Here is a 12,193-nt window from a genome sequence, read left to right as displayed (position 1 = left end):
ATTTCGTGCAGGGCCACGTTGGTCAGTCTTCCAAAATCATATACCGCCTCTACAATCCGCGCCTGGTGGGGGGTAAGATAAGGTGCGTGTGTACGCAGGAAATTGAGACAATTCTCTTTCATATTGCCATGCACAATCAGGGAAGGGTGCCTGGGATCCAGGTCTGTTACCGCTTCCAGCATCTGCAGGAAAATAAAGTCCTGCAGGTTCTTAGCCAGGATACAGGCTTCATTTGAATCATGAAACACCTGTACAATGGGCACATCATCGCCGTTTTGCAGGTTATAGTAAAAAGCGAACCAGTCGCCGGCGCCGCTCATGGCAAACGGAACGAAACGGTGTACCGGGTCTGCAAAAAGCAGTCCTTCCTCCATTTCTTCGTCTACCGTGGAAAGGGCCATTATTTCAAGATCGTTGGCGTATAACAGTAAAGGCGGTGCCGTTTTGATGGCAGGGTATACTTTATCCAGCCAGTCTTCCCCAAACTCGCCCCAGTTGAGCATACCATCCTTATATAATTGTTTATACAGCGTTGGATAGGTAAATCCGTAGTCCTTTTCAATTTCCTCCAGCATAGATTTTCTTTTAGCATCCCGAATGTCCCGGCAAAATAGCTAAACTTTCGGAAAAACCTGTTCATTCTGTCTCTTCAGCGGGTTCATGATGAAAGAGAGCAGGCTGCCGTCTTCCTTTAGTTCCACCACCCGGAATCCGTGATAGCCTACTCCCCAGCTGCCGCCAACATGCCCGTCGAACAGGAAGGGAATGGGGCAGTTGTCGAGCATCTTCACGCTGTCCTGGTCATGGTCATGCCCGTTAAAAACGGCCCTGATATTCGGGTATTTGCGGATCAGCGCCTGGAACTCCGTACAGTCCAGACCATTATCCGTCCACTTTACCGGTGTAATATGTAAGAAGATGAATATATTTTGCGCCGTTTTGTATTCCTCCAGTTTCCCGGCAAACCATTCAACATCGGGACAGATGTACTTTCCTTTCTCATCGGCAGTATTACCGAGCAGGATCACCTGGTTCCCTATTACCGTATCGTGATTAAGGGGCATTCCCCAGGCCTGTTCCCAGGCAGCGGCCGGTACCATATCATGGTTCCCGTGAGTTACCAGCAGTTTGGGATGCAGTTGCTTCAGTTTGGCAGCAATCACCGGCAACAGGGCGGGATCATTATGAAACACATCTCCGTTGAACGTAAAAAACTCGCAGGGGTATTGCCGGTGGTATTGGCTGAAGGCGGTGTGCAGATCCAGGAAATACTGGTCGTAATTGGTTTTAGGTTCCCCATAATGCAGGTCGGACCCTACGGCAAAGCGGAAAACGGTTTTACTGTTAAAGTGCCGGGGAGTTACGGCCTTTACTATCTTGCCGCAGGCAGAAATAACTACTGCTGCGGATACTCCTTTTAAAAACAGGCGTCTGTTCATCATAAAATAAAAATAAACTTTCCGGGTAGTCAATTATTTCGCTGCCAAATGCTTAACCGAAAGATAAAATTATATATAGAAATTCAAAACTTTCAATCCATTCAGAAAGAATTGTAATAATATTGTTAAAGTGTGTCAAAACAACCAATTTATTCTACCTGCATAAATGTTTTGATTGTAACTTTGCACCTCGAATAAAAATGGGGTTATGTTTAGAAGCAAGAGTACAGCTGGAACAGGTCCGGATGTGGTTTTAATCGGCGCCGGGATCATGAGCGCCACACTTGGAATGCTCCTGAAAGAGCTGGAACCTGAGTTAACCATTGCAATTTTTGAACGACTGGACGTGGCAGCTGCAGAAAGTTCCGATGCGTGGAACAATGCAGGCACAGGACACTCCGCATTCTGTGAGTTGAACTACACGCCACAGAAACAGGATGGATCAGTAGACATTAAAAAAGCGGTGAACATTGCAGAACAGTTTGAAGTGTCCCGTCAGTTCTGGTCATACCTGGTAGAAAATAACATTATTTCCAATCCGCACGATTTTATACAGTCCATTCCCCATATGAGTTTTGTTTGGGGAGAAGAGAATGTGGATTACCTCAGAAAACGCTACAACGCCCTGCAGCAGTGCCATCTGTTTAAAACGATGGAATACTCGGAAGATCCGGAAAAGCTGAAGAACTGGATGCCCCTGGTGATGAACGGCCGCGATGCCGCTCAGAAAGTAGCGGCTACCCACATGGAAATGGGCACAGATGTGAACTTCGGCGCGCTGACCCGTGCCTTGTTCGGCCATCTCGAAAAAATGGACGGTGTAACCATGCACTTCAACCATGATGTGCGCGACTTCAAAAAAGAAGACGACGGCAGCTGGACCATCAAGGTAAAGGACCGTGGCACCCGCGAAAAGCAATCTGTTAACACTAAATTCGTATTCATTGGCGCCGGCGGCGGTTCCCTCCCGTTGCTGGAAAAATCGGACATCCCGGAAGGAAAGGGTTTCGGCGGTTTCCCCGTAAGCGGACAATGGCTGCGTTGCAACAATCCTGAAATAATTGAACAGCACCGTGCAAAAGTATATGGCAAAGCCTCTGTGGGCGCGCCTCCTATGTCGGTGCCTCACCTCGATACCCGTATGATCGACGGGCAGCGCGCACTGCTGTTTGGTCCTTATGCCGGCTTCTCCACAAAATTCCTGAAGAACGGTTCCTTTATGGACCTGCCTTTATCTATCAAAGCCAACAACATTGTTCCGATGGTGTCTGCCGGCCTTGATAATATTCCGCTCACCAAGTACCTGATCGCACAGGTAAGACAGAAACCGGAAGACAGGCTGGAAGCTTTGAGGGAATATTTTCCCGAGGCCAGGATGGAAGACTGGGAACTGGAAATTGCCGGTCAGCGTGTACAGGTGATCAAGAAAGATCCCGAACACGGCGGTATCCTCGAATTTGGTACCGAAGTGGTGAGCGCGGCCGACGGCTCCATTGCCGCCCTGCTGGGTGCTTCTCCGGGCGCTTCTACCGCTGTTTCCATTATGCTGAACCTGCTGAAACGCTGCTTTAATAAAGACGTGGAAACAGAAGCATGGCAAATTAAACTGAAGAAAATGATCCCTTCCTACGGACAATCACTCCTGAATAATCCTGCCCTCTGCGATGAGCTGCGGGTATGGACCACCCAGGTACTGGAACTCCGCGAAATGGAAGTGGCCCAATAATGTTCCTTAGTTGGATATTTTATCCCTTTCCCACGGGATAAAATATCCAACTAAAAAACTACCAGCTTCCGGTAAAATCAGCCCATTCCAGGCTATTTTTTTTATAGATATTTATGTGAATTGAAAGAGATCGGCGCGCTAAGCGCTTATTTTCACACCGGTTATGCAATCGTTTGCAATACCAATAACAATTTCCACATATGTTTATGAAAAAACTGGTACTATTCCTGGCAATGCTGCTATCCACAGCACTGTTGCACGCGCAGCACACCCTTACCCGCGATCAGCGCATGCAATGGTGGCGGGAAGCCCGCTTTGGCATGTTCATTCACTGGGGCGACTATGCCGTACTGGCCGGCAACTACAAAGGCCACCAGGTAGGCCGCGGTGGTGAATGGATCATGAACCGCGGTAAAATACCGGTGCCGGAGTACCAGCAATTCGCCAAACAATTCAACCCGGTTAAATATGATGCAGACGCCTGGGTAAAAACAGCCCGCGACGCCGGTATGAAATATATTGTGATCACGGCCAAGCATCACGACGGCTTTGCGATGTTCAAATCTGCCGCCAGCAAGTGGAACATCGTGGATGCCACTCCATACGGGAAAGATGTACTGGCGCCACTGGCAAAAGCCTGTAAGAAATATGGCATCAGGCTGGGGTTTTATTACTCACAGGCACAGGACTGGAACAACCCCGGCGGCGCCGCTGCCCGTAAAGTGGCCACAGAAGGCTGGCCCAACCCCGACTCAGCTCAAATAGACGCCTACACGCAGGCGCATACCGGCCACTGGGATCCTTTGCAAACTTCCGCTACCATGTCCGACTACATAGATAAAGTAGCCGTGCCACAGGTAAAGGAACTCCTCACCAACTATGGCGATGTAGCCGTTCTCTGGTGGGATACCCCTACCAATATGACAGACGAATACGCACAAAAACTACAGGAAGTACTGCAACTGCAACCCAATATCATTACAAACGACCGTTTAAAACGACCCAACTTCCCCGGCGACTACAAAACACCGGAACAAAAGATCCCCAACCCATCGGAGCTGGACGGGCGCGACTGGGAAACCTGCATGACCATGAACGGTACCTGGGGATACAAAGATTATGACCATAAATGGAAAAGCACGGAAACGCTTATACGAAACCTGGCAGACATCGCTTCCAAAAACGGTAACTACCTCCTGAATGTAGGCCCCGATGCACTGGGACAATTCCCGGAAGGCAGTATCACCGCTTTAAAAGGTATTGGCCAGTGGATGAAAGTAAACGGCGCTTCCATATACGGTACACAGGGGAGCCCGCTACCAGCCCTTCCATGGGGGCGCTGCACCCAAAAAACAAAAGGCAGCACCACTACCCTCTACCTGCATGTTTTCAACTGGCCGGCTGATGGGAAGCTGCATGTTCCCGGCATAAAAGGAAAAGTAACCAGCGCCCGTTTGCTGGCCACCAACAAACAACTCAGCTCCGCCTTGAACGGCGGCGAACTGGTGATCAACGTTCCGGTTACAGCTTTGGACAGTATCGATACGGTAATAGCTGTTACACTTTAACGGTGATCGCCTTCGGCGATGATGCGGATTTTGTCTGACTCAGGATTAAACTGATTACGCTGATTACCCCGCTATGCCGCCCAACATGCTGAAGAGAATGATGCCCAGTACCAGGAGGGTAATCCCTACGTAAAGGAAATCCTTCTCTATTAAAAAGGCAATCACGGAAAAGGCTATACGAATAATAGGTGTGGCAATCAGTAACACAATCCCCAGCTGGATAATGTTCATACCTTTGTTTTCCATTACACCCTGCCAGATGCCAGGCAGGCTGGTCAGGCCTTCCCTTACACCGGTAAAATCAGCATAGGAGGGCTGCTCATGCCCGTGGCGGACCAGGTAGATCACCCCGCCAATAAACACGATGATGCTGGAAACTATAACGCCCGTGCGGAGTTGCTTACCAATAAGCTGCTGAACATCTTTATCACGGAAATATTTTGAGAGTACCTGTTTCATGATTTATAATTTTCCGGTGATACCATTGTAGATCATCTGCAGCGCCAGGAAGCCGATTACTACGCTAAAGACTATACGTAACCATTTTACATTGGCCCGTGTGAGCAGGCGGGAGCCGGCAAAAGCGCCCGCCAATACGCCCAATACAACCGGCATACATAACCCCGGGGAAATATAGCCCCGCTGCAGGTATACCACCGCGCTGGCCGCAGCTGTAACGCCAATCATAAAATTGCTGGTAGTGGTAGATACTTTAAAAGGAATACGCATAATATTATCCATAGCCAGTACTTTCAGCGCACCGGAGCCAATACCCAGCAAGCCGGACATTACACCGGCGAAGGTCATCATGAAATAGCCGCCTGGCACATGATGTACTTTGTAATCAACCACGCCGTTCTCTGAAGGGTAGCTGCCATTGAGCCGAAGCTGCTCTGCGGCTTTGCTGTCGCCTTTGCCTGTGGCAAATTCCATTTTCTTACGGAACGACATCAGGGAAGAAAAAATGAGGACCAGGCCAAAAATTATAGCCACTACATTGGTAGGCATATACACCGCTATCAATGCACCCACAACGGCCCCGGTGGTGGTAGCAATTTCAAGGAACATCCCCAGCCGGATGTTGGTAATACCTTCTTTTACATAGGCGGAGGCAGAACCGGAAGAAGTGGCAATGGAAGCTACCAAAGCAGTACCGATAGCATACCGGATATCGGCATGGAACACCAGGGTTAGCAGGGGAATGATCACAACGCCGCCGCCCAGGCCGGTCAGCGATCCCAGCAGACCCGCCAGAAAGGCCCCGCAGAGGAGGATCAGGGTGAATGATAAAATCGTCATAAGATGATTTGGTTGGTTTTAAACCGGATACCCGGGAATTACAAGTATTGCCTGATATCTGATGTTTACAAAAGTAAGCAGAATATGATTCCCGTAATCCGGCAATCTATAAGTAACTTGCAGCCGGACAATTAATCGTTTTTTATGATAAAGGTGGGTGAATACAACCTGTTAAGGGTGAAAAAAGAAGCTGATTTCGGGGTGTACCTGGAGGGTATAGACCAGGAAATACTGCTGCCTGCAAGGTTTGTACCTGATGGTACCCGTGTAGGAGATGAACTGGAAGTGTTTCTTTACCACGATTCTGAAAACCGGCTGATCGCCACTACCCAACGTCCCTACGGGATTGCAGGAGATATTGTGCTGCTGAAAGCGGTGAGTGTTACCAATCAGGGCGCTTTCCTGGATTGGGGACTGATGAAAGATCTTTTTGTGGCATCATCCCAACAGCTTACCCGCATGGCGCCGGGACAGGAATACCTGGTGAAAATATACATCGATGAACTGACCGGCCGTATTGCCGCCACAGAAAAAATTGACCGTTACCTCAGCAATGAAAATCTCACCGTAAAGGAAAAAGATCAGGTAAACATGGTGGTATACCGCCGCACGGATATCGGCTATGTAGTGATCATTAACAATCAGCATACAGGCATACTGCATCACAGCGATATATTCCGATCTATAGAAACCGGCGAAAAATTAACAGGCTTTATCCGCCAGATCAAAGACAATAAAATAGATGTAATTGCCGGGAAACCCGGGTTTAACAAGGTGGAAGATGAGTCGGGGAAAATACTGCGCCTGCTGCAGGAAAACAATGGCTACCTGCCTTATCATGATAAATCCTCTCCGGAAGAGATCCAGGATTTTTTTGGTATGAGCAAGAAAACCTTCAAAATGACCATTGGCAACCTGTACAAACAACGAAAAATTGTGTTTACACAAACAGGCATTAAGTCAGAAGAAGAGGATATATAAATAACAGCACCGGCAGATACTTCGCAGTATCTGCCAACTGAAACCCTACTGGCCGTTGTTCATTCCCGTTATTGGAAAGCTTATCAGGAAACTGGTTCCTTCTCCCAATTCACTATCTACTGCAATAGTCCCCTTGTGCTGGAGTATAATATTCTGGGTGGCTGTTAGCCCAAGCCCTGTTCCTTTTGTTTTATTGGTAAAAAACGGTTCAAACAGTTTCGCCAGGTTCTGCGGGGAAATACCGCTACCGTTATCGGCTATACGAATGAACACCTTTTCTGTATCCTGCCACGTTTTGATATCGAGCTTTCCTTCGCCCGTTTTCATTGCCTCAATGCCGTTGATGATGATATTCAGGAAGGCAATGAGGATCTTGTCTTCATCCGCCAGGATCATACAATCCGGTTCACACATCTCCTTATTCACCGCAATGGCATTCAACTGCAACCTATCCGCCGCCAGCTCCAGCGCCTTTTCCAGCAACATGTTTAAACCGAGAGGTACCATATTCAGTTCGGACATGCGGGTCGATTGGAGCAATTCCGTTACCAGCTGGTTGATACGGTGACAGTTGCGCTCCATGATATCCAGGTACAGTGCGGCATCTTCTGTTTCGGCCACTGGCTCTGTTTTCAGCTGGGATACTGCCAGCAGGATATTGGTCAGCGGATTGCGCACCTCGTGTGCGATGAGCCGGGCAATACGGCCGGTGATCACAAATTTTTCCTGTTGTTGCTTTTCCCTTTCCTTCCGTTTACGGGCGGTAATATCCTGGATGATGCATAAGTATAATTGTTTCTTCTCATCCAGCAAGGAAGCGTTGATCATTACATCCAGCTGTTGCCCGGATTTACTGCGGAATGCATATTCTCTTTGCACCACTCCCTCTTCGCTGCAAAGCTGATCCAGGAAATCATCGATTACCCCCTGATCTGCAAACAGGCCCTGGAGATGGCTGTTATACAGCTCCGCTTCTTCATATTTCAACACGCTAAGCGCAGCCGGGTTGGCCGCCACTATCTTGTGTTCACAGTCTGCCAGCAGGATAAGATCATTGGATTTTTCAAAGATGCTGAAATAACGTTTCTCGCTTTTTTCAATTGTCTGGAGGTGGCTGAATTTATCGAGCGTATAACGGATGGCTCTTTCCAGCAGGGCGGCATTGATCTCGCTTTTAACCAGGTAATCGGACGCACCTGCCTGCATGGCCTCCTTATCTATGAGATAGTCGCCCTTGCCTGTGAACAAAATAACGGGGGCTTTATATCCCAGGTTGCGGAAATGATGCAACACATCAATACCGGTGTGGGCGCCTAAACGATAATCTACCAGGTAAAGATCATGCGCCCGGGTTTCAATTGCCAGCAGTGCTTCTTTGTAGGAAGAAACCCACTGCAATACGTATTGATCGGGTGAAATGTCCTGTAATAAAGAATTTACAAGGAAAAAGTCATCTTCATCATCATCGATCATCAATATATGCTTCTTGCCATTTATTACCATAAGTGCCGGAAAAGTTAACCTATACTTACCAATAATCATGCACTAAAAGCATCAGGTATCAATATGGGCATCTGTATCTTTCAATGCTACGTTCCGGCGGGGCAGGAACCAGGCGGGGATCAGGGTTACCAGCAAAATAAAGAGGGAAATATGAAAGCCTTCCTTCAGGGCAAGATGATGCGCATAATGGCCTTCCTGGCCCCCCAACACATGTTTGTTATAGGCAGCCTGGGTTACAATAGCCAGTACTGCAATACCAATAGCGCCGCCTACCTGCTGCATCAAAGTACTAACGGAAGAGGCCATGGTTACCTCACCCGGGCGTACGGCGCTCAGTGTGGCGGCATTCAGCGGAGCAAGTAAAAGCCCCATACCAAACCCTCTCACCGTCATAGCAATGATCACCGCGGAAATGCTGCTGCCTTTGTCCAATAAGGCAAACAAGTACATGGATACCGCCAGCAATGCAATTCCAAGCATAGATATTTCCCGGGAACCATGTTTATCTGACCAGCGGCCAGCGAAAGGCATCATTGCCGCCATAAATACAGAGTTAGGCAATATCAGCAGGCCCGACATGCCCTCTGAAAAGCCCATCTGCTCCTGCAACAGGAAAGGCATGAGAAATAACCCGCCATACAGGGCGGCTGCCCGTGAAATAGTGACGAGGATACAACTCACAAAAGAATAATTGGTAAACAGATCGAGGTTAATGATCGGTTCTTTTTTATGTTTATCTATCCAGATAAAAAAAGCAAGCGCTATTACCGCCACACCCAGTGTAGCCAGTATTTCAGGAGAAGTGATACCTGTTACTTCTGCCCGGGCCACCCCGTATTGCAGGCAAACCAGGAATATGGTAAGCGCCACAAAACCGGTAAGGTCAAAAGGCAGTTTCAGCCTGGGTTGTTTCCGCAACACGCCCAGGTAACGGAAGGCCAGCACCACCGTGAGGATGCCGATAGGGAGGTTAATATAAAATATAGAAGGCCAGCCGAATTTTTCAGTGAGTATTCCTCCAAGCGTTGGGCCTATGGCGGGGCCTACCAGGTTGCCCAGGCCCCACCATCCCAGTACGGTGCCACGAACCCTGGCCGGGAACACATAGGAAATGATAGCCATGGAAGTGGGAGCCATGGCGCCACCACCCAATGCCTGAACCACCCGCGCAGTAAGCAGGGAATCCAGGCTGGTAGACAAAGCGCACATTAAAGATCCTAATGTAAAAAGGGAAATGGCGCCAACATAGAGATTAAAAAAGCCGATCCTGTTTTTCAGCCAGTTGGTAAGTGGCATCAATACGGAAAAACTGAGCATGTATACGGTAATAACCCATTCAATTTCGTCGAGCGTACAGTTAAACTGTTTACTCATAACGGGAAGGGATATATTAACAATGCTGGAGTCTATCCCGGCCATAGTGGTGCCCATTATCACTACTATGAGGATACCTGTCCGGTTGATATCTCTCATACACGGTCTTTCATCATAAATATCAGCTGGGCTTTCGCCACAAATGGGTTCAGCGGGTTGCAGTTGATCATGAACAGGTAGGTAGCCAGTTCAGACAACTGCCAGTCGGTGGTAAGCTCACCATCCCTGAAACAGTATACTTTTTTGAAATTATAGTCTACCGGTATGTTCAGGGCGGCGCAGGCATGCATGGCCCTGTCCAGCGGCTCCTGTTCCATACCCGATTGCCCGTATCCCAGTTCCTGCATAATTTCGCTGGCGGTATACAGCAGGCGTGGATTATTAAGTTGTGAGATCCGCTCCGTGGAAATCACTTCTTCCAGATAATCAAAAAGTTTAAGCATGACCATTCTCATTTAATTGTGAAAGTTGCTGAAACAATTCTTTTTCCTTTTCGGAAAGCTTCGGTGGAATATGCACAACTGCCTTGATATACAGATCTCCCGCTGTTCCGCTGTTGTCGTATGCGGGCATCCCTTTGCCTTTTAAACGGAAAACCTTGCCGCTGTCTGTTCCTGCCGGAATATTCATGTTCAGGGATGCGCCCGGTGTATTCACGGTTAGCTTGCCTCCCAGTACAGCTGTATACAAAGGCACTGCCAAATCTGTATAAATATCTTTTCCTTTCAGTTCGTATTGCGGATTTGCCGCCAGTTGAATGGTAATGAGCAGGTCGCCGTTTTCACCGCCTTTCCTGCCGGGGCTCCCCTTTCCTTTCAAACGGATCACCTGGCCCTCATACAGCCCGGGTTTCAGCTTGATATTGAGCCTGCTGCCGCCTACTTCCACCTGCCGGGTAGCGCCGGTATAAGCATCTTCCAGGGATACCTCCATGGTTGCCTGTACATCACGGCCCCTGCCTGGCCCCTGTTGCTGCCGGCGGCCGCCGCCGCCTGAAAACCGGCTGCCAAAAAGCTGTTCAAAGAAATCAGAGAAGTTGCCTTCCCCGCCGCCGCCAAACATATCGTCCATATCGCCGCTGCCATAGGAATAAGTGCGGCGCTGTCCGCCGCCACCGCCGTACTGCGACCAGTCGTAATCTTCCGGCCGGCCCCCGTGCTGTTCATAGTACTTATAATTTTCCCCGAACTGGTCATATTTTTTGCGCTTCTCGGCGTCGCTCAGCACTTCGTAGGCTTCATTGATCTCCTTGAATTTATCTTCAGCGGCTTTATCCCCCGGGTTCTTGTCGGGGTGATACTTTACCGCCAGTTTACGGTAGGCTTTCTTAATTTGTTCAGCTGTTGCCGCTTTCTCAACTCCCAGTATCTTATAATAATCCTTTACGTCCATAGCTCTAAAACATGTTAAGGTGATAACTTGTTTTATGAATTTACGAATTAACGGGGAAAAAATAATTGGTGAACAGTCCCGGCTATACCGGCACCGTTCACCAATTACGTTCCATTATTACGGATTATTTTATTACGGATTATTTCCCGGCGTAAATATTAGCGTCCGGTTTACCGGAAATATACCGGATGGCTTTCTGCGCCCTTACACTGTTACCTGCTTTGTCCGGCGGCGGCGAAAACACGGCGGTGGCGTATTTGCCGGGCGCCGCTTTCACAGAAAGAAGGCAGAGGCTTTCATCATTAGCCTGCAGATTCGCACCCGGAAGAGGTTTCCAGGATCCCGTAGGCATCTATCAATGCCTGTACTTCCGCTGTAATATTTGCCAGTGCAGTTATTTCAGCGGGAGTTACCAGCATCATTACATGATCGGCCGGCAGGGGCAAACAAATCATTTTTTCATTTTCTGATGCATGGTAGTGATCGTCCGATAACCGGCCGACCATTTTTTTGAAGCACTCAAACTCGGTGATATCAAGGTTAACAACCGTAGTACCAAAAGCTAACTGGATGCCTTTGCAATGCGGGCAGCGGATCACATATCCTGCAGCGCCGTGGTATAATGTCTGGTAATTACACATGGGCTATGGGTTTGTGCCTCCAGCGGCCGGTTCAGGGCCGCTGTCAGGACTTAATTCATCACTCTTTACCTCTGAAAATGGAGGTGGCAAACAACGGATGCGTAAACTATGTACAGCTAATAACTCCGGGGTATTAATTATATCTCACAAAAATATAGCAGGAAATCGGGGGAGAATGATCGGATCAGGAAAACGACTTACGCAAACGGGAAAATCGCCTTCGGCGATTTAAATTGTCTTGGAACACTGATTTTGATGATTTCGCTGATT

13 protein-coding genes are annotated in these 12,193 nt (G+C 48.5%); 3 read left to right on the top strand and 10 right to left on the bottom strand.

From position 1 onward, the window contains the following. Both VN105_RS25910 and VN105_RS25905 read right to left on the bottom strand, forming a co-directional pair. On the bottom strand, positions 1–575 hold a 575-nt coding region (locus VN105_RS25910), incomplete at its 3' end, for an SMI1/KNR4 family protein (RefSeq protein ID WP_325645707.1). Positions 576–614: 39 nt separating this feature from the next. Beyond that, complete coding sequence (locus VN105_RS25905) at positions 615–1,442, bottom strand: metallophosphoesterase family protein (protein ID WP_325645705.1); 828 nt, start codon at positions 1,440–1,442, stop codon at positions 615–617. Between the two features lie 205 nt (positions 1,443–1,647). Here VN105_RS25905 and VN105_RS25900 point away from each other — a divergent pair, with 205 nt between their 5' ends. Continuing rightward, the gene (locus tag VN105_RS25900) at positions 1,648–3,165 is read left to right on the top strand and encodes a malate:quinone oxidoreductase (RefSeq protein ID WP_325645703.1); all 1,518 of its coding nucleotides are present in this window, start codon (positions 1,648–1,650) and stop codon (positions 3,163–3,165) included. 206 nt (positions 3,166–3,371) lie between these two features. Continuing rightward, positions 3,372–4,733 carry an alpha-L-fucosidase gene (locus tag VN105_RS25895; protein ID WP_325645701.1) on the top strand — a complete coding sequence of 454 codons (1,362 nt, stop codon included), beginning with the start codon at positions 3,372–3,374 and terminating at the stop codon, positions 4,731–4,733. Between the two features lie 63 nt (positions 4,734–4,796). Here the strand turns inward: VN105_RS25895 and VN105_RS25890 are convergent, their stop codons facing one another. After that, a complete protein-coding gene (locus tag VN105_RS25890; protein WP_325645699.1) occupies positions 4,797–5,192 on the bottom strand; it encodes a DUF1634 domain-containing protein in 396 nt (131 codons plus the stop codon). Positions 5,193–5,195: 3 nt separating this feature from the next. Next, positions 5,196–6,032 carry a sulfite exporter TauE/SafE family protein gene (locus VN105_RS25885; RefSeq protein ID WP_325645697.1) on the bottom strand — a complete coding sequence of 279 codons (837 nt, stop codon included), beginning with the start codon at positions 6,030–6,032 and terminating at the stop codon, positions 5,196–5,198. Positions 6,033–6,176: 144 nt separating this feature from the next. Here VN105_RS25885 and VN105_RS25880 point away from each other — a divergent pair, with 144 nt between their 5' ends. Then, positions 6,177–7,013: a CvfB family protein gene (locus tag VN105_RS25880; RefSeq protein WP_325645696.1), complete on the top strand. Its 837-nt coding sequence runs from the start codon at positions 6,177–6,179 to the stop codon at positions 7,011–7,013. 45 nt (positions 7,014–7,058) lie between these two features. Here the strand turns inward: VN105_RS25880 and VN105_RS25875 are convergent, their stop codons facing one another. From VN105_RS25875 to VN105_RS25850, 6 genes are all read right to left on the bottom strand, one after another. Further along, positions 7,059–8,516 carry a hybrid sensor histidine kinase/response regulator gene (locus VN105_RS25875; RefSeq protein ID WP_325645694.1) on the bottom strand — a complete coding sequence of 486 codons (1,458 nt, stop codon included), beginning with the start codon at positions 8,514–8,516 and terminating at the stop codon, positions 7,059–7,061. 51 nt (positions 8,517–8,567) lie between these two features. Continuing rightward, a complete protein-coding gene (locus tag VN105_RS25870; protein ID WP_325645693.1) occupies positions 8,568–9,989 on the bottom strand; it encodes a DHA2 family efflux MFS transporter permease subunit in 1,422 nt (473 codons plus the stop codon). Then, the gene (locus tag VN105_RS25865; RefSeq protein ID WP_142683904.1) at positions 9,986–10,333 is read right to left on the bottom strand and encodes a damage-inducible protein D; all 348 of its coding nucleotides are present in this window, start codon (positions 10,331–10,333) and stop codon (positions 9,986–9,988) included. Before VN105_RS25865 ends, VN105_RS25870 begins: the two co-directional genes overlap by 4 nt. Continuing rightward, positions 10,326–11,282: a J domain-containing protein gene (locus VN105_RS25860; protein WP_325645692.1), complete on the bottom strand. Its 957-nt coding sequence runs from the start codon at positions 11,280–11,282 to the stop codon at positions 10,326–10,328. The genes VN105_RS25865 and VN105_RS25860 overlap by 8 nt, the downstream gene beginning before the upstream one ends. Positions 11,283–11,421: 139 nt before the next feature. Next, the gene (locus VN105_RS25855; protein ID WP_325645691.1) at positions 11,422–11,559 is read right to left on the bottom strand and encodes a glutaminase; all 138 of its coding nucleotides are present in this window, start codon (positions 11,557–11,559) and stop codon (positions 11,422–11,424) included. Between the two features lie 25 nt (positions 11,560–11,584). Next, positions 11,585–11,923 carry a DUF6686 family protein gene (locus VN105_RS25850; protein ID WP_325645689.1) on the bottom strand — a complete coding sequence of 113 codons (339 nt, stop codon included), beginning with the start codon at positions 11,921–11,923 and terminating at the stop codon, positions 11,585–11,587. Positions 11,924–12,193 lie beyond the last annotated feature (270 nt).

Origin of the sequence: Chitinophaga sp. (assembly GCF_035564935.1) — a bacterium.
In the GTDB taxonomy this organism is placed as follows: Bacteria; Bacteroidota; Bacteroidia; order Chitinophagales; family Chitinophagaceae; genus Chitinophaga.
The sequence above is the reverse complement of the archived record's forward strand: the minus strand, read 5'-3'. Positions and strand labels throughout refer to the sequence as shown.

What these genes read in the sequence shown, in the direction of transcription:
- VN105_RS25850 (WP_325645689.1), bottom strand. Translation starts at nt 11,923, where the DNA reads ATGTGTAATTACCAGACATTATACCACGGCGCTGCAGGATATGTGATC.
- VN105_RS25865 (WP_142683904.1), bottom strand. Translation starts at nt 10,333, where the DNA reads ATGCTTAAACTTTTTGATTATCTGGAAGAAGTGATTTCCACGGAGCGG.
- VN105_RS25900 (WP_325645703.1), top strand. Translation starts at nt 1,648, where the DNA reads ATGTTTAGAAGCAAGAGTACAGCTGGAACAGGTCCGGATGTGGTTTTA.
- VN105_RS25905 (WP_325645705.1), bottom strand. Translation starts at nt 1,442, where the DNA reads ATGATGAACAGACGCCTGTTTTTAAAAGGAGTATCCGCAGCAGTAGTT.
- VN105_RS25890 (WP_325645699.1), bottom strand. Translation starts at nt 5,192, where the DNA reads ATGAAACAGGTACTCTCAAAATATTTCCGTGATAAAGATGTTCAGCAG.
- VN105_RS25860 (WP_325645692.1), bottom strand. Translation starts at nt 11,282, where the DNA reads ATGGACGTAAAGGATTATTATAAGATACTGGGAGTTGAGAAAGCGGCA.
- VN105_RS25870 (WP_325645693.1), bottom strand. Translation starts at nt 9,989, where the DNA reads ATGAGAGATATCAACCGGACAGGTATCCTCATAGTAGTGATAATGGGC.
- VN105_RS25880 (WP_325645696.1), top strand. Translation starts at nt 6,177, where the DNA reads ATGATAAAGGTGGGTGAATACAACCTGTTAAGGGTGAAAAAAGAAGCT.
- VN105_RS25895 (WP_325645701.1), top strand. Translation starts at nt 3,372, where the DNA reads ATGAAAAAACTGGTACTATTCCTGGCAATGCTGCTATCCACAGCACTG.
- VN105_RS25885 (WP_325645697.1), bottom strand. Translation starts at nt 6,032, where the DNA reads ATGACGATTTTATCATTCACCCTGATCCTCCTCTGCGGGGCCTTTCTG.
- VN105_RS25875 (WP_325645694.1), bottom strand. Translation starts at nt 8,516, where the DNA reads ATGGTAATAAATGGCAAGAAGCATATATTGATGATCGATGATGATGAA.